The 18838-nt window shown below is 48.6% G+C and carries 11 protein-coding genes and 1 pseudogene; 2 read left to right on the top strand and 10 right to left on the bottom strand.

Annotated features, from left to right (window positions below; genetic code table 11):
* Positions 1 to 282: 282 nt before the first annotated feature.
* From LACPH_RS10030 to LACPH_RS10055, 6 genes are all read right to left on the bottom strand, one after another.
* Entirely contained in the window at positions 283 to 1617 is a 1335-nt protein-coding gene (locus tag LACPH_RS10030) for a dihydrolipoyl dehydrogenase family protein (protein ID WP_306386815.1), read from the bottom strand.
* Positions 1618 to 1833: 216 nt separating this feature from the next.
* Positions 1834 to 3252: a DHA2 family efflux MFS transporter permease subunit gene (locus tag LACPH_RS10035; RefSeq protein ID WP_306386816.1), complete on the bottom strand. Its 1419-nt coding sequence runs from the start codon at positions 3250 to 3252 to the stop codon at positions 1834 to 1836.
* Positions 3253 to 3302: 50 nt separating this feature from the next.
* Positions 3303 to 3869, bottom strand: coding sequence for a TetR/AcrR family transcriptional regulator (locus LACPH_RS10040; protein WP_306386817.1), 567 nt, complete (start codon positions 3867 to 3869; stop codon positions 3303 to 3305).
* A gap of 211 nt (positions 3870 to 4080) precedes the next feature.
* Positions 4081 to 6870 (bottom strand): cation-translocating P-type ATPase, encoded by a 2790-nt coding sequence (locus LACPH_RS10045; protein WP_306386818.1) that lies wholly within the window; start codon positions 6868 to 6870, stop codon positions 4081 to 4083.
* Between the two features lie 368 nt (positions 6871 to 7238).
* Complete coding sequence (locus tag LACPH_RS10050; protein ID WP_306386819.1) at positions 7239 to 8690, bottom strand: glycoside hydrolase family 1 protein; 1452 nt, start codon at positions 8688 to 8690, stop codon at positions 7239 to 7241.
* 19 nt (positions 8691 to 8709) lie between these two features.
* The gene (locus LACPH_RS10055; RefSeq protein WP_306386820.1) at positions 8710 to 10557 is read right to left on the bottom strand and encodes a beta-glucoside-specific PTS transporter subunit IIABC; all 1848 of its coding nucleotides are present in this window, start codon (positions 10555 to 10557) and stop codon (positions 8710 to 8712) included.
* 286 nt (positions 10558 to 10843) lie between these two features.
* On the opposite strand from LACPH_RS10055, the gene LACPH_RS10060 reads away from it, so the two are divergent.
* A complete protein-coding gene (locus tag LACPH_RS10060) occupies positions 10844 to 12301 on the top strand; it encodes an ISNCY family transposase (protein ID WP_306386520.1) in 1458 nt (485 codons plus the stop codon).
* Positions 12302 to 12399: 98 nt separating this feature from the next.
* Here LACPH_RS10060 and LACPH_RS10065 read toward each other — a convergent pair.
* A pseudogene (locus LACPH_RS10065) lies at positions 12400 to 13233 on the bottom strand (PRD domain-containing protein); the annotation flags it as partial.
* Between the two features lie 92 nt (positions 13234 to 13325).
* Positions 13326 to 14516, bottom strand: coding sequence for an alpha/beta hydrolase (locus LACPH_RS10070; RefSeq protein ID WP_306386821.1), 1191 nt, complete (start codon positions 14514 to 14516; stop codon positions 13326 to 13328).
* A 146-nt stretch (positions 14517 to 14662) separates the two neighbouring features.
* Between LACPH_RS10070 and LACPH_RS10075 the strand changes: the two genes are divergently transcribed.
* A complete protein-coding gene (locus LACPH_RS10075; protein ID WP_306386822.1) occupies positions 14663 to 15259 on the top strand; it encodes a TetR/AcrR family transcriptional regulator in 597 nt (198 codons plus the stop codon).
* Between the two features lie 145 nt (positions 15260 to 15404).
* Here the strand turns inward: LACPH_RS10075 and LACPH_RS10080 are convergent, their stop codons facing one another.
* Positions 15405 to 17024 carry an amino acid ABC transporter ATP-binding/permease protein gene (locus LACPH_RS10080; RefSeq protein WP_306386823.1) on the bottom strand — a complete coding sequence of 540 codons (1620 nt, stop codon included), beginning with the start codon at positions 17022 to 17024 and terminating at the stop codon, positions 15405 to 15407.
* Positions 17024 to 18712, bottom strand: a complete 1689-nt coding sequence (locus tag LACPH_RS10085; RefSeq protein WP_306386824.1) for an ATP-binding cassette domain-containing protein — start codon at positions 18710 to 18712, stop codon at positions 17024 to 17026. Before LACPH_RS10085 ends, LACPH_RS10080 begins: the two co-directional genes overlap by 1 nt.
* Positions 18713 to 18838 lie beyond the last annotated feature (126 nt).

An 18838-nucleotide genomic window follows, 5' to 3' on the forward strand; every position in this document is an offset into this window, starting at 1 on the left:
TACTAGTGCCAAAGCGGAGCAATCGTAGGCGGGGACGGGCTCAGTGGTGAGATTGTACTAGCCGGGCGGTCTTCCCGGCGTAGTACAAGGCCGATCTTTGAGACTCTGCCGGTTTTGCAGAGGCTCAAAGTCGTGCCCACCACGTTCCAGCCCAGGCCCCGCCGGAGATTGCGGAGTTTGGCACGGCTTGGAACTTATTGCCTAATTTTTCCCCCCAACAGTGCACTGAACTAAACAGATTGAAAGCCAATAGCTTACGTTTGTTTTTTCAAAGCCGAGAGACTACCGAATCTTATGCCATGCTGCTGCACCCTCCGCCGGGAAAATGTGCGCCATTTGCCACATCTGATCACGACTCAGATGGTAGACAATCGCCGGCAATAACGTGTTGATCGCGTCTTCGGCTTGAGCACTGTACTCCGTGGCGCCGACAAGATGATGTTCCTGATCGAACACCAAAAGACTATCACCCACCGTTTCCTGATCGGTTTGATGATACCAGTCATCCGGAATGTGGTTGTGAACGACTTTGTAAGTATCATCCTTGACCGCTTCCGGTGCCACACCGACTTTGGCAATTCTTGGCGAGGTGTAAACAGTTGACGGAATCGCCGGATAATCAATCGGCGCAGTTGTTTGGCCGCTCAGTAACTTGTAAAGGTAATAGGACTCAAACGTGGCTGTTGGCGTCAATTTAGGTTGTGGCTTGTCTAAAACATCGCCCGACGCATAAATATTGGTCACGTTCGTTCGCAGATAGTCGTCCACGGGAATACCGTGCTGGTTAAACTCAACGCCGACATTTTCTAACCCCAGTTGCTCAACATTCGGGATTCGGCCGGTTGCGTCCAGCACCCAATCGACAACTAACTGTTCCTTGTCGCCATAATGAATCACAATGCCATCAGCGGTCTTCTCAAGCGCCGTCACCGCCGCGTTCGGCGTGAATTGAATGCCCCGTTTCGTCATGTCGGCCATCACATCTTCGACAAACGGCTGGTGGAATTCCCGCAAAGCACGATCATGATGCATCAACACATGGACATCGGCGCCTGCCGCATTGGCAATCGTTGCAAATTCCATGCTGATGTAGCCTGATCCCAAAATACCGATCCGCTTCGGCAAGACGTCCAAATCCATAAAGGCCCGACTGTCATGCGCTAATTCAGTTCCCGGCACATCAAGGCGATGCGGGCGCTGGCCAGTCGCAATGACAATTTTGTCTGCGGTATAAGTCTTTTCACCCACAACAATCGTATGTGCATCCTGAAATTTTCCATAGCCATGGATGATCGTCACGCCGTTTTGGGTTAATCCCGTACCGATAGCATCCGGTAACGGCTTAATCACAGTTTGTTTGTGAGCGACTAACGCCGACCAGTTGATCTTGATATTGCCAGACACAACACCCTGCATCCGTTCCGCCAGCCGTTGCAAAACCACCGGCGTATCAAGCGTAATTTTCGCGTTACAGCCATAATTCGGGCAAGTGCCGCCGATCATGTCGCCTTCAACCACAGCTACTCTTTTTCCCGAAGCTGCCAATGGGCCGGCCCCGTCAAACGCGCCATGCCCACTACCTAAGTACAAGACATCAAAATCATATGGATTCTTCAAACTATCATCCTCCTTATGACACTGCCTACTAACAACGAAGTAAGCATAACAGATGGTATACAAATTAGTCACGGACAATGCTTAGCGACGGAAACATTTTTTGAAGCCTTTAGACATAGCACTCTTCACAACATGTTGACTTGATAGTAAAAAAGTTCCGGTAAGGGCGACTGTTTTCGCAATCACTTACCGGAACTCTTAAATGCTTTTATGAAACTAAAGATCGCGACTCACTTGGGGCTTTTTAACTTGGAGAGCAACAATCAGACCAACCACGGCAAGGATTAAGACAAACACGAAGCCATAGTGCGAACCGATTGTCAGTCCTGATTGTCCGGCTGCTTGAGCGGAACCCAAGGCGAGCATGCTTGTGGCAACCGCCGTTGAAACCGCACCGACAATTTGCTGCAAGGTATTCAGCAAGGCACTGCCGTCTGCACTTTCGGCGCCGCTCAAACTGTTTAAGCCATGTGTCTGCGCCGGTGACATCGCAAGCGGCGCTCCAATCATTAAGGTCACATGTCCCAAAATGATCCACCACAACGGACTTTGTGCCCCACTACTCAGCAATATCAGGATCCCGAGAATGGCAATCACAAAGCCGCCACGGGCTAACCACTTCGCGCCATGACTGTCATACATCCGCCCGGCAATTGCCGAAACCGCGGCGTTGACAATCCCACCTGGCAACATCACGAGACCGGTCATCGCGACTGGCAAGCCAATAACGCGCTGCAGGTACATTGGCAACAAATACATCGAAGCCAGAATCACGCCAAAATCAAGCATGACCAGTAAGGTACCAACCGTAAACTGCTTATTGGCGAAGACCCGCAAGTTCAACATCGGTTTTTTCAACGTCAACTGTCGCCGGGTATAAAACGCCAAACCGGCAATACCGATCAGCAGTGAAACCGCCACGGTGAGCGATAACCAACCCGAATCACTCGCCATGGTTGTGCCAACGACAATCCCGGCAAAACCGATCGATGAGGCAACAATCGAGATCCAGTCGACCGGTGTTTTGGTTTGGTGATAGACATTTTCCATTGACGTTAAGGTGAAAATAAATGCCAATACCAAGAACGGGACAAATAACCAAAAAATATCATGCCAGGTAAACTTGGCCAGGATGAGTCCGGTAATGGTCGGGCCGATCGCAGGCGCAAACATGATCACCAGTGCTGCCAATCCCATCACTGTTCCCAGTTTATACGGCGGGAAAATCTGCATCGCTACCGAAAACATCAGCGGCAGAATCAAGCCAGTCCCAATGCCCTGAATAAGGCGACCGATTAAGACAACGGCAAAACTAGCGCCCATTGCGGAAACAACGGAGCCAAGAATGAAGGCACCTAATGCGAATAAAATAATTCTTTTGGTATTAAACCATTTGGACAAAAGACTGGAAATCGGCATGCAGATCCCGATGACCAGCATATAACCGGTGACGAGCCATTGAATCGTGCCTTGTGACACATTCAGTGCCGTCATCAGACTAGGTAATGCGATATTAAGTGATGTTTCTGAAAACATGCCGACAAATGCCCCGATCATCAGCCCAATCATGGCCAAGGCCGGATGCGCGATATGAACGCGTGCTTGTGGCATTGCTTTTGTTTGTGATAATTGCATGAATAACTTCCTTTTCTACTTTCGAATCAATCAACAATTGGCAGGCATTTTCAAGACGTCAGTGCCTGTTTAATCAGGTAAGACAGGTGCGCCGCGGTTTGCCGTAACAAGTCAGGATTCGCTTTGGTAGTCGCGATCATAATGGTGCCTTCGATCGTTGCCTGAACGAATTGTCCCAGTTGCCGCGCCGGGACCACTGACATCCCCGCTGAAACCAGTTTGTCGGTGTATAAATCTTCAAGTTGCGTATAAACCGCACTGCAAGCTGCCTGCAGTTTCGGATCATCGCGTGTTTCTAGTGCGATCAGGCTGATTGAATGGCTGCTGAGCCGACCATGCTGTTGCATCTCCTCCGCCATTTCCGCCAGCTGTCCGGTCAAGGCAATTTCCGGCGCCGCATCCCGTTCAAGCGCTTGTTGAACCCGCGCCAAAATTTGTGCACCCGCATACTCAATCGCGGCTTCAATCAGCTGCACTTTGCCTTCTGGGAAATAATAATAAAGTGATCCTTTCGGGGTCCCGCTGACGGCCAGAATTTTTGATAATCCCGTCGCCCTGACCCCTTCTTCCTGAAAAAGATCTGCAGCCGTCGCGACTAACTTTTCACGTGTGTTCATTGCTAACCTCCAGATTATAACAACCGGTCTATATAATACTGCTGTTTTCTGGAAAAAGTCAATTTTATTTTTGGAAATATGAAAATCAATCACGTGTTGAATTCTGCACCATAGGCTGTTCGCCGGTGTAGAAGCCGCGAGCGCTAACGAAAAAAGCCGCCCATTGAATGAGCAGCTTAACGCAATCAGCACCGGTTTATTTGAAAAGACATCATTTTTTCTTAGCCACTGCCAACCAAGCCTCTTTAATTCCCGAAAGTACAAGCGTAGGAATCGCCGGCAGCACAGTGACTAGCAAATATTGTTGCCATGTCAGCATTTGGGTACCCATCACCACGTTGAAAAACGGCAAGGTTGTGACTAATAGTGAACTCACGGCAGCGAAACTCACCGCCGCGAGTAACTTGATATTGCTGAATGGATTGCGTCGGTATAAAGTCGTCGTGCTCCGGGCATCAAAGACATGCCATAATTGGCCAAACACCAGTGTCAGGAACGCGATCGTCTGGGCTGCAGCAGCGGGTAAACCGGCACTGGCTGCCCAGATAAACGCAACATACACCGTGCCACCCATGACGGTCCCGCGAACGAAGATGCGGCCCACCATGCCTTTTAGAATCGAAACATCAGTATCGCGCGGTTTTTGCTTCATCTGGTCTGCTTGCGGTTTATCATACGCTAAGGCAAAGCTCGGTAACGCGTCCGAAATCATGTTCACCCACAAAACCATGAGTGCGGTCAGCGTTGGTGTGGTGACGCTGACGTGACCAATGGGACCGGTCATCAAGATGACGCCTAGCAGTAACGCCAGCACTTCCGCAACGTTGGTCGTCAATTCATGGCGCATGAAGTTCTTAATGTTTCCGAAGATCGTCCGGCCAGCTGCCACTGACTTTTCGATGGTGGTGAATTTATCATCGAGCAAAATCAAATCAGCCGCGTCTTTGGTGACCTCAGTGCCATTGATGCCCATAGCGATGCCGATATCTGCGGCCCGCAACGCCGGTGCATCATTAATCCCGTCACCAGTCATGGCAACTACTTGGCCGCGCCGTTGCAAAGCTTTAACGATCCGTTGCTTGTGCTCTGGGGACACGCGCGCATAAACCCGCGCTTCCAAGACCACGTCATCTAACTCTGCATCAGGCAGCTTGTCTAACATGGCGCCTTCAATAACCTGAGCGTCTTTTTTCTGAACAATTCCCAGTTTGTAGGCAATGGCGCGCGCAGTGGCTGCGTGGTCGCCGGTAATCATGACGACATTCACCCCAGCCGCGTGTAATGTCTGGATCGAACGCTTCACTTCCGGGCGTGGCGGATCAATGATACCGGCGATTCCAAGCAGTGTCAGATGTTGCTCCAGCTCGGCCGTCTCACCGTGCAACGCCAGCGATTCATCAATGGCCCGTTCCGTGATTGCAATGGTTCGCAACGCATCATTGGCAAAGTCCAGAATCACTTTTTCCATCGTCGCCCGCGCGTCTGCAATCGGCACCAACTGATCATGGTCCACCACTTGGTCCGTTTTCCGCAAAATAACATCCGGCGCACCTTTGGTTAACACTTTGAATTGACCGTTTTCTTTAATGACAACGCTCATCATTTTCCGCGTTGAATCAAACGGCAACACCCGTAAAATGTCGATGTCGCGTTGGTCGGTTTTTTCCAGCAAAGTTGCCCGGTCAATGTCGCCTTTTGCGCCAGCCACGACCAACGCCACGTCGGTCGGATTGCCAAACGGCTGGAAGCGACCATCTTCATCTTGCGTCACATTGGCTTCGTTGTTTAACACCGCTGCCTGCAAAAATCGTTGAAATGCAGGGGTGTCCTGGTCATCTACCGGTAAAAAGTCACCGGTTGTGTCATAGCCATTGCCTTCGACTTCATAATGCGCGCCGTTAGCAAAAAAGCGCGTCACCGTCATTTCGTTTTTCGTCAGGGTACCGGTTTTGTCGGACGCAATATAATTCGTAGCACCTAGAGTTTCAACCGAGTTCAGTGACTTAATCAAGCCTTGATTCTTGGCCAACTTAGTCGCACCAATGGTTAAAACAATCGACAAAACGGCGGGCAAAGCATCAGGGATCGCCGCCACGGCAAGAGCAATCGCGGTGGACAATGACGCTGCCAGTATTTCAAAGGAGAGGTTACCGGTTTGCTGATAGGCTTTAAACAAAGCCAATCCTAATGTCAGGAAAACAATCCCGATCGCAACGATCATCAGTTTTTTGCTCAAACTGTGAACGACCCGCTCAATCGGCGTCTTTTGCGTTTGCACGTCATTCATTAACTTGGCGATTTTGCCGAGTTCGGTTTCCATCCCCGTAGCGACCACAACGCCATACCCGTTCCCGGCAGTTATCATCGAACCGGCAAAGCCCATGTTAGTCTGATCGCCGAGTTCGACTTTTTCGGTCAAGGCATGGGACTGCTTGCTCACCGGTTCTGCTTCGCCGGTTAAGTGCGCCTCAGATGTTTGCAGGTTCGCCACCCGCAGCCACCGCACATCGGCTTCCAAAAAGTCACCGGTCTGCACCCGAACGATATCGCCTGGTACCAGCTCCGCAACCGGCACATCTTCCCAAACTTCATCGCGCAACACCCGCGCCTGATGATCCGCCATGTTACGCAGCGCGTCCATCGACTTTTTAGCTGATTGCGCCTGCCAGCAGCCCAAACCGGAATTGACACCGATAAGAATTAAGATCGCAATACTTTCATAAATTGCCGCCATCCCATGTTTACGATTGCCGGTTACAAAAAAATCATAAGCCGCACTCAACAATGCCAAGCCGACTGCAACAAATAAAATAATGACAAGTGGTTCCTTGAGGGTCAGCAAAAATTGGCGCCAGGCCGGGATCGTCGGTGCTGCTTTCAATGCGTTCGGGCCGAACTTTGCCAGTCTCGCCTCAGCCTCTGCGCTGGTTAAGCCATGTGTCCGATTCGTTGTCAGTGCGGTCAAAACTTCTTCTTTGTGCTTTAAATAAACTTTGTTCATGGTCATCCCTTTCTTGATATAAGTTCTCGAATTCGGTTGGCGGCGTTTTTTTTGCTTACTTAGGCTGCTTGAAACGTTCCTTACTCCATAACGCGTTCGCAGTCGCAGAAATCTCCGTGTAAGGACCTTGAAGCCTAAATGGCCAAAGCCCAGCCATTTAGGCTTCAAGGCCGCTTACACTCCGATTTCTAAGCGCTCCTGCTCACGCTCACAAAAAGAGCGCACGCCTCAACGCCCTTTCTTCCCCAGGAAAGGCATCTTGAAGCATACGCTCAACCGATTCGTTGCTATTCACTATAGCTAATATTAAAACATAACACCGTTAACCTTGTCAAGTTGGACTCAGGTACCCTAACGTCAGCTGTCGATTAATAATCTAAATCAGCCCCATTAGACGCAATCACCTGCCGATACCAGTCGAAAGATTTCTTTTTGGATCGTTTGAGCGTTCCCTGACCGGCATCATCGAGATCGACATAAATGAAACCATAACGCTTTGACATCAGGCCGGTTGACGCGCTGACCAAATCGATGCATCCCCATGACGTATAGCCCATCACATCAACGCCATCATGAATGGCTGCACCGATCTGTTCGATGTGCTGCTTTAGATAGTCAATCCGGTAATCATCGTTAATCTCGCCGTTTGAATTCGGCTGGTCTACTGCCCCGAGGCCATTTTCCACGATGAACAACGGCTTGCGATAACGGTCGTATAACTGGTTTAAGGCAATGCGCAAGCCGATCGGGTCGATCTGCCAGCCCCACTCACTCGCTTCCAGAAAAGGATTCTTAATGCCGCTTAGCAAGTTTCCGCCGACCTTGGCATGATCCTTCTGAACCGTTTCGACAACAGCAGACATGTAATAACTGAAGCCAATATAATCAACCGGATACTGTTTCAACAGTGCCAACTCAGCAGCCGAAAAGTCTAGATCGGTCAACTTGATGCCATATTGGTCCAGCAAAGCATCCGTGTATGCCGGATACTCACCGCGCACCTGAACATCGCCGCAGAAGAAATTGAACGCTTGATTTTGTTGCAGCGTCGCCAGCTGATTGACCGGATTCGCGTCATAGCTGTAAGTGGTGGCGTATAACAACATGCAGCCAATTTGAAGATTCTGATCCAGCTGGTGCCCGATTTTAACCGCCTCGGCACCAGCCACAAATTGATTGTGCCAGGCTTGGAAAATGTTGCGCTTATCAGCCGCACCGTTACTGGTCACCAAGCCTTGGCTCATCACCGGAAATGCCAGTGCACTGTTGATTTCGTTAAAAGTCATCCAGTACTTTACCTGTTTGAAATAACGGGTCAAGACGGTTTCGGCAAATCGCTTGTAAAAGCCAATGAGTTGCTTGTTCTTCCAGCCGCCATATTTGGTAACCAGGTGCAGTGGCATCTCATAATGGGAAATTGTGATAATCGGTTCAATCCCATATTTCAAACACTCCGCGATCACTGCATCATAGAACGCCAGACCAGCCAGGTTAGGTGTCTTTTCATCACCTTCCGGAAAAATTCGTGACCAGGCAATCGAAAAGCGATAACATTTAAAGCCCATTTCACTAAACAGCTTGATGTCTTCTTTAAAATGGTGGTAATGATCGATGCCCTGATGATTCGGGTACCGATAGTTGCTTTCATCGATGGTCCAGTCAAAATCCGGCTCATTCACCAGATCAAACCGTGCTTTTCCTTGGGGCAGGACATCGGCAATCGACAATCCCTTGCCGTCTTCACGATAGGCGCCTTCCAGCTGATTGGCTGCGGTTGCACCGCCCCACATAAATTGTTTCGGAAAATTCAAATAAGTCATGGTTAAATGTTCATCCTTTCTAAGCTAGCGTCATTAACGCATCGTCTGCGGCTGTCCCGTCCGCTCGGGTTTCAATCTGATAACGGTCGGAGTTCGTCACAATCATCAGCACAGTTGGCGCATACCCTGCAGCTTTAATCGCTTGATAATCAAATTCAACCAACGGCGTACCGACATCCACCTTCTGTCCTTGTTTAATCAAGGGTTTGAAATACTTGCCTTTTAAATTCACTGTGTCGATACCGATGTGAATCAGAATCTCTGCCCCTTTTTCAGACGTGATCCCAATAGCATGCGCGGTTGGATACACCAGACTGATCGTTCCCGCGACTGGTGCCTTGACCAAGTTATCCTCTGGTTCAATCGCGATGCCTTGCCCCATGGTGCCCGAGGAAAAAACTTCATCCGGCACTTCACTGAGCGGCACCAGGGTTCCCTTAACCGGTGCGGCCAATGTTTCTGCATGATCCGCTGCGATCTGGGTTGCTTGCGGCTTGTCTTCTTTAACACCGGCGTTAATTCCGCCAAACACCAAGGTAAGCGCAACGCCGAGGACGAATGCCACAATATCGCCAATCACCGAAACGCCGAACCCTTTACCGAGATAAGTCGGCAACGATAAGATGCTGGCCAATGATGCCACATTCGAACCGGCGCCGGACATAGCCACGATAATCCCGCCAACTGCTCCGGCAACACACGCGCAATAAAACGGCTTTTTCAATTTTAAGGTGATCCCGTAAATAGTCGGTTCCGTGACCCCGAAAAGTGCCGTAATCGTGCTTGAGCCAGCCAAGCTTTTCATTTTAGCGTCACGGGTTTTGAGGAATACCGCGAACGCCGCACCGGCCTGCGCTAAGACTGCCGGCAAAAGAATCGGCGTCATCGGATCCGTCCCATACTGGGCAATGTTGTTCATCATGACCGGCACCAATGCCCAGTGAACGCCGAAAATCACAAACACCTGCCAGAAGCCGCCAAGAACCATCCCCGCTAAAGCCGGCACGCTCTTGTTCAGTGACACAATCTCCGTAGCAAGGCCATTACTGAGAATGGAGCTGACCGGCCCGACCACCAACATGGTCAGCGGCACAATGATCACTAACAGACATAACGGTGCCAAAATGTTCCGAACCGACTGATGCCAAATTTTGTTGAAAAATGGTTCCAGAAACTTCTGAACCACGACGACCAACAGAATCGGCAAGACCGTGGCCGTGTAATTAGCCGCCACAACTGGAATACCGAAGAAATCAATACTCGGTTTGCCAACGAGTCCGACGATGTTGGGATAAACCATCGCGGCAGCAATTGCCATCGCCACAAATGGATTCACCTTCAGATGTTTCGCGGCCGTAAAGGCTAATGCGATCGGTAAAAAGTAGAAAATGCCGTCCGCCGCTGCCCACCAAATCTGATAGGCACCGCTTTTGGTCGTCAACCAGCCAACCGCCACGGCCAGCGACAGTAAGCCTTTTAGAATCCCGGCACCGGCCATCGCACCTAGAAATGGTGTGAAAACGCCGGAAATAAAGGTCAATAAGCCATTGAAAGCGCGTTTGAATGTCATTTTCTCCTTCGGCTGGTCATTGGCCGCCTGCGCACTGTCACCTAAACTCGGTTCAAGTTTAATAATTGCCTGATAAACATCACTTACGTTATTGCCAATAACCACTTGATACTGGCCGCTTGCTTCCACGACCGTGATGACCCCGTCCAACGCCTCGACTTTCTGTTTGGCCGCGGTCGCCTTTTGCGGATCCTTCAATGTGAAACGCAGCCGCGTCGCACAGTGCCAAACCTGTTCAATATTCTGCTTGCCGCCAACCAACTGCAACAGTTGCTTCGCCAGTGTTGCTTCTCCCATTTTTCTTTCCTCCAGACATTGGGCAATAAAAAAACCAGAAAGACGAAACCTAGGGTGTGCCTAAGTTAAGTCTTTCTGGTTTTGCCTAATTCAATAGTAACAAGCCAGATGGTACTGTATTCGCTTTCAATAACCACATCTTATCTGATTCATTAGCCGTCGTCAACTACTTTTTAAGTTCTGTCCGTGACTGTGTCGACCGCAAGCGATATTGTCTTAAGTAAGCAGTTAGCCAAAGTGTCACAAAAACTGTAACCTCTTAGAAGATACATCTAGGAGGAATCACATGAAGAAGGTTGTCTTAACAATGAAAGAAGAAGAACGTTACCGAGTCATCAAAGCAGTGGTCAATGGTAAGACCTCCGTGCAACGCGCAGCCGTTAAGCTCAAGCGCTCCGAACGAACCATCTACCGATTGATCAAGCTTTACAAGCAACAAGGCAAAGACGGCTTTATCCATGGCAATGCCGGTCGTGAGCCCGCCAACAAACGCAACGCGCAACTCGAACGCCAGATTATTCGTCTGTACACCAACAAGTATGCCGGATTCAACATCGCCCATTTTCACGAGTTCTTAACCACTGCCGAACAAATCGCCATCTCCGAATCCTCACTCCGGCTCTTATTCAGACACCACCACATTCTCTCACCCAAAGCCCATAAAGCCACCAAGCGCCGAGTCAAGCGTGAATTAAAAGAAAAAGAAAAGAAGTCCAAGCTCCTATCCAAACGTGATGAAGCCACCTTGTCAGCCATCGAGGTCGTTGAAAACATCAAAGCCCATCCAGAACGTCCTCGGAAACATTATTCTGGTGAACAGGTACAAATGGATGCTTCCTGGGAGTATTGGTTTGGTACTCAAAAAACCACCTTACACGCAGCCATTGATGATCAGTCCGGGAACGTTGTCGGCGGCTACTTTGCCAAACAAGAAACACTCAGCGGCTATTATCATGTGTTTGCCCAAGTCCTTCGCGATTATGGCGCTCCAGCAGAATTCCTAACGGATCGGCGCACCGTGTTTAACAGCAACAAAAAAGAGGGCTCACCTTCGACCGAGAACCCTCTTACACGTTTCGGTTATGCCTGCCAGACACTTGGAACAGAACTTTCGGTCACCAGTATTCCGCAAGCCAAAGGCCGCATAGAACGTCTTCTGGAGACTTTTCAAGATCGGCTCACAAGTGAACTGCGGTTGCATAACATCACCACAATCGCAGATGCCAATCGGTTTTTGGTCGGCTTTATCAAGCGTTACAATGACCGCTTCGCATCTACCATCAAAAGTAGCATGTCGGTGTTTGATAAGCAACTAACACCCAAGGAAATTGACAATATTTTGATCATTGCCAATGAACGCAGCATCGGCCACGGACATTGTGTTCGCTTTGATAACAAACGCTATCTGCCACACCGGAATGGCGAATTGGTTTATTTACCCCCGCATACAAAGGTCTTAGTCATCAAAAGCTTCACGGGCAGACTTTATATGACCACTGATGATGACCAGGTGTACGACCTTTTCTGTGTGCCAAAAGAACAGTTCATGTCAGCCAAATTCGATCTTACGCCAGCTGCGGCACCAACTCCTAAACGAACCAAGAAAATCCCGGCAATCACGCATCCGTGGCGCCGCGCTAACTATCGCGATTACCTTGATTCTCTTGGCATTAACAGGACAAGGGTTAAACAGTTGGTCGCCGAACGATATCCATACAAGAATTCACAAGCGATTCAAGTCTAATTAGGATCATCTCGCGTCCAGTTTTCGGACGCATGTTTTATGGAATTTACTGTCAAAGTCGAAAATCGCTTGACACTACTTTTTAAGTTCTGTCCGTGACTGGCAGCTAACCGAGAAATGTGCAGTGTTAAATAAATCTGCTCGTTTTTGGAAACAGGTACGTTGACCTTCTGCTCAATGAACTGAACAACATCCTCCATACACTGATAAGCTTGCACATAATCCTCTTGCAAATGTGCTAATAGGGCATGGTCGTAAGTCGCTTCCTGCTTATCTGTGTGCGCGTAAACCCGGTGAAGGAAAAACTTGAGATGGATCACCAGTCGCTGGTACTCCGGCGTTTTGGTGTTCATGTCCAGTCCTAAGCGATAGAAAATTATTTTCGTAACATTCGCCAGCATCTGCGTAAACGCCAGCGAATCAACCGGCTGCTGATGATTGAGATCGTTGCTGACAAACTTCAATGCGATGAACCCAGCCTCGTCTTCTGGCAATGTTTCGCCTAACTGCTTAGCTACTGTCTCGAGCGCCCACTTGCCCATTCGATATTCCTGCTCATAGGCCATCTGAATTTCCCACAACAGTCTGTTGTGCAATAACAAATTGTCATGCAACCGCATCACCGCAAAATGCAGATGATCGGCCAATTCAATCAGCAAATAACTGTTAAATGTTGTCTGCAACTGAACTTCTGCCTCTTGCACAATCTGCGCGGCCACCGTCAAATACTCACTTGGTAAGCTGGCAATCGTCTCCGCAGCAATTTTCAACTTGGTTTGGTCTTCCGGAACATACACCTTCATGCTGTCCCGCAATGTCAGTGTCTCCCCTTTTTTGGCATGAAACCCAATACCGCGTTCAACGATAATCGTCTCGCGCTGCTCATGCCGAACCACAACCGCATTATTGTTCAGAATCGTTTCAATGATCATCGCAAGCCCTCCTCCAAGACGGTCAGACCATTTGCTGATCCGTGTTCAAATTCAGGCTATCAATCTTTGGGGAAAATGACAACGGAAACATCTTAATTCATTTTACTAAGGTCGACTTCTTCTTGGTCTAACTGATCAAGCCAGTTCAACATGGTTGTCAATGCAAGCCCGACATTGCCAAGCTGACAATGATTGCTCGCAAACTCCTGTGCCGTGAATCTCCTTGCCGTTAGCGAATGTACATGTTCTAAGGTACTGATTTGCCGTGGCAACTGATCATTTGCGACATAATGATCATTAGCTCCAGCCAGCAATAAAACATCCTGCTTAACTAATGGTGAAATCTTATCAGTCGTATAATTGAGCGTTTTCTGGATAAAATCGAATGGCGTCTCAACTCCCATCACCTTCATACCTTGTTGAAATGCCCATTGCAACATTAGACTCTTTTTCATGAGCTGGCCAGCCATTCCATTAATTTGATCTTTATTCTCTTCGGTTACTAATGATCGGTTGAATTTCTTTCTTAGCTCAGCTGGTAACTGATTCATCAAGCAATCAAAAAAGTCAGGAAAAATATCATAACAAATAACGCGGTTGATGCGCGGTTCAAACGCCGCCGCCCTCAAAGCAAGGTTGCCGCCCAACGACATACCGATAGCAGTTGCCTTGTCGACATGAAAATAATCAAGCACCGTTTTTACCGGTTTCTCCCATCGATGCGTCATCGGCAAATATTCCTCTTCCAAACAATAACCTTGGCCAGGGCCATCAAAATAAATGACATCATATCCCGCGTCCCGCAAGACCAGCATGAGCCGGGTCACCTCCTCAATGTCACCATCAAAGCCATTTAAAAATAAAAGGGTTGCCCGCGGATTTGAAGGTGTTATCCGATAGGCAGACAGGTGCCCATTTTCATAAGGAATCAAGAAGTGCTGTTTTTCATTAATGCCGTAATAAGCATTGCTCAATGAGATAAATTGATGACGCAGGTTGATTTTTCCTGAATCGGTTGAAGGCAGGTAAAATTCGGCTAGTCTAAAATACATCGCAGCGCGTAACTTTTCATCCTTTTTTAGTGCTGATTTGCCAAGGCTTTCAAACGCTGTAACAAGGTCGGGATAAGTTTGCTTAGGATCATCAAGACGCTTCATCTGCTGCAACATTTCGCGATCATTCGACCACTTGAAGAACCGGTTCATTTGGAAATTGATACTCTGATCATGATTTACTTGATAAAGACCGACTGGAAAATCTGATACCGTCCATTTTTTTGGCATTATAAAGTTCCTTTCTTGATGCTGAATCCACTATACATGCCGTTATAAAACGGCTACAATGCTTAACAGACGGCCATTTGTTGTTTATACAACAAATGGTTTGTCAATGTTGTCCAAGTCAGAATTAATCAACAGAGGTGTCTTAAATGTCGCATCAAACTGATTTGCGTGTTGTTAAAACCAATGATGCTATCCACACGGCCTTTCTTTCCCTTATCGATCAAAAGGGATTTGAAAATATCACCATCAATGACATTGCGCACGCAGCCAAAATCAATCGTTCGACATTCTATCTTCACTATGTCGACAAGTACGATTTGCTCAAACAAATGACAGCAGTCGGCATGACTAAAATCATTGCTGCGATGGCACCCGAACTTTACTTTTCTAAAAACACCTTTAAAGAAGCCGCCTTTACCGACGACCTAGGACAAGCGCTAAAAGTTGTGGCAAATGAACCCCGTCTCTATGCATTTATCTTAAATGACCCCAACCATTTAGGCCTAAGACAACAGGCTGAAGACGCTTTACAACAACATCTCATCGAATGTTTGCCGCAAAAGACCCTCGTTGAACGTGATCTGTTGTTAAACATTGTGCCTGCCGTTTATCTCAGCGTCATTCGCTGGTGGCTTGCCAATGATATGCGTTATTCTTCAACCTTTTTAGCACAGGAATTAGCGAAGTTTTTCAAGCTTGGGTCAAGAAGTTTGATGAGTCCTGAATCTCATATGAATTTTTGAGAGTGTGCGAAATTGTCCTAAAAATCCTTTTGAATCATTAAAAAAATCACCCCCTAAGGCAAACTTATCTCAAAGGGGTGAATTTTTGTTTTCTATGAAAGACCAGTGAAGCACGATGAGCATTCGATGCAAAACAGGTCACAAATTACTTTTCTTCCACAACCTGCCGATTATTGAAGCGATAAATCCGATCCGCATAAGCTGCCGATTCTGCACGGTGTGAAATCAAAATGACGATGCCATGATAATAGGCTTTGATCGTATCCAGAATCAGCCGCTCATTTTCAGTATCGAGATTGCTGGTGGGTTCGTCTAAGACCAAGACGCTGCTAGGATGCAGTAAGGCGCGGGCCAATTCGAGCCGTTGCTGTTCACCACTGGAAAAAGGCACATGTCCGGCAGCAATCTGCGTATCCAGTCCATTAGCAAGCTGTTTTAACCGGTCACTCAGTTTAACTTGTGCTAACACCGTCCAAATTTGATCATCCGTAATCGTTGGATCATGTAACGTCAGATTATCACGGACCGTTTCGGAGAAAAATATCGCGGTCTGTGGCAAATAATTAATTTGTGCCCGCAGCGATTGAGGACTGATGGTCGCAAGTTTTGTGCCATTGACCAAAATCTGGCCGCTTGTGACTGGATACCACCCCATGATTAGTTTAGCCAACGTACTTTTACCCGACCCGCTCGCACCCACAAAACCGGCGATTTCACCAGCCTTTAAGGTCAGCGTCACGTCGTTTAAAACCTCTTCGGGACGCGCTGGATAACTAAATGAAACCTGCTTCACCTGAATCTGCTTAATCGCATCGACTGTCTGACTTGCAGTTGCGGGCGCTGCCATTAACGGCTGCTCCTGCAGTAAGTTGAATAGATTTTTAGCCGCCGCAAACCCGTTAAGTAACGACCCGGGAAGATTGTTTAGTGCGAGCAACGGGCCGAACGTCAGCGGGAAGACTGCAAGAACCGCTTGTTGCAAGGCGGTTGCCTGCTGCCAGCCGCTTATCCAGACCATGACCAACCACGTTGCGACCATGACGAACGTTGCAGCGACATTTTTTAATAATTGACTGAATTGCGCTTGTTGAAACGCGGCAGCTTCACGGTCAAACCCGACATTGCCTTGATCCATGCGTTCTTTTGCAATGCCCAGCTGGCGCACCGCCCCCATCCCACGAACTGATTCTAACAAGTACTGCTGGTTGGCCGCCTTCAGCTGATCAGCAGCCTGAGTCTTAGCAGTCAATTGCTGATGGCGCGCATACGGAATCAGCCCGCCCACGGCCGCATAGCCGGCCAGCGCGACCACTGCCGCCAAAATACTGACACGACTATAAACTGCTGTCATTAAAAGGCCATATGTTACGCCGATTGCCACAGGCACAATGGTATGGGCATAAAAGATTTCCATCGCTTCGATGTCGCTGCCGATTAACTTGAGTAACTTACCGCTCGATTGCGTATCCAGTTTTGCCGGTGCCAAGCGCACCAGTTGCTGATAAACGGCGCCGCGCAAGTCAGCCAGTACATGAAAAGCCACAAAATGTCCGGCATATTGCTCGCCGAAACTTCCGAGACCTAAGAGAATAACCGCGATGACGCCTGGTAGCAGCAACTCTGACGCGTGTTGTGGATCAAACAACATCATCGCCGCAAGAATCAAGACAACGGCTTTGGCCAGTTCGGCGACCATGCCAATCAAGAAACTAATCACAATGGCGCCAGTCAAATGATGGGTGTACTTTAACAACCCTCTGATCATCAGCGTGCACCCTCTTTCTGCATCGTCTCCGGATTATCCACCAGCCGCCGATACGCCGGCTGCTCTTGGTAAAGCTGCGCGTGAGTGGCAACGATTAAGTGACGATCATGAATAAACCACACCACATCAGCCTGCGCCATGGCGGAGAGGTTGTGAGAAATAAATAGAACAATTTTCTTTTGGCTCAGTTTTTTAATGGCTGCCAAAATCGCTGCAGCGTTGACTTTATCAATGTTAGACGTCATTTCATCCAACAGGTAAACGGTCTTGTCCGCCAACAGCATCCGCGCAAACGCCAACTGTTGCCGCTGCCCCGGCGAAAGCAGCCGACCGCCTTCGCCCACCTGCGTGTCGTACCCTTTTTCCAGCTTAGGGACAAACTGCATCAGTCCCAAATCATCAAGTTTCTGTTGCCATGTGTCGCCAAACCGATTCCCTAACAGCAGATTTTCCTGAACGGTGCCGGAAAAAAGGTATTCATCTGCCGTAACATACCCAAATACTGCAGCTTTCTGCGCGTTGCTCAACGCAGTGACAGCCGTGTTGTCGGCCATAATCGTTCCGGATAAGGGTTCCAAGCGGTCTAAAATGGCTTGAATGAGCGTACTCTTACCGGTGCCATTTTCCCCTGCCAAGCCGTATAACTGGCCTGGTTCCAGCCTGGCATCGATTGCCGTCACAAGTGGTTTATCGGGCGCATAACCAATCGTCACCTGATCAAGCGCGATTTGTTTGAGCGGGCGATTATCGGTAATCCGAACCGTCGCCGGCGTCGCTTTGGCCTTGGCAATTGTTCCGAGGATTGCCGCCAGTGATGGGCCGTTTGATTTGACAACATGCACGAAATAGCCGAGTTGCCGGGCATTGACCATCATCATAGCCAAAGTAAACCAGGTGGCGAATGCACCGGCAGCTGGTAACTGGCCGCCAATCAATTGAAGAGCAGTCACAAAACCACCAATGAATACAGTTAGGTAAACAAAACCATTGATGACGAACAGCACCTGCAACTGGGTTTTCAACAGATTCATCGTTGCCTGCCGAAAATATTCGCTATCGTCCGCGAACTTTTGCCCGTAACGGTCGGCAGCATTGTACATCACCAAGATATTCATCCCGCGCAAGTCATTAATAAAGCGTCCACCCATTTTTAAAAAGCCAGCCAGATGAGTCTTATTTTGTGCCGACATTTGCTTGCCAAGAAACATCATGGCAAAGCCGATCAACAAGACACAGGCAAGCGGCAGCAAAGCTAACCATGAACGATACCAAATCGACAGCGCGATCAACAACAGGTAAGTCATCATCGCCTGCAAGGAAGTGGGAAACAACGTGCTATAAAACATATCCAAATTGTTAAGTCCGCCCAAATCACGCTGAATCACCGCATTGTCTGCACCGGTTGCGGCCGCGGCATCATTGCGTTGGTAAAGCGCCTCGAAATAACGATCACGCAGCTCACGCTTGGCACTCATGGCCCAGTCATGACGGTGATGTCGCTCGTAAATCGTAATATACAGAAGCCAAAATATCCCCAGTACCCCGGCCACCACGATTGCTTCCATCGCACGATTTGCCGCCAATTCAAGCGCAATGATGACCGGCAAGACTGTCGGTAACCAATCAAAAATTGCTTCAATAACCCCAGCCCCAAGCTTGTCACGTCCGTATTTCAGTAATCCCAGCATTATAAAGGCTTTCCTCTTTTCTTTCAATTAACGTACGGCCACTGCAATGAAATCACCTGCGAAACAACAGATTGTTTTTCCAGTTTACCATGAGAAAAACACATTTAAGCAGCTATTTTTGAAATA

Origin of the sequence: Lacticaseibacillus parahuelsenbergensis (genome assembly GCF_030770265.1) — a bacterium.
Taxonomy (GTDB): domain Bacteria; phylum Bacillota; class Bacilli; order Lactobacillales; family Lactobacillaceae; genus Lacticaseibacillus; species Lacticaseibacillus casei.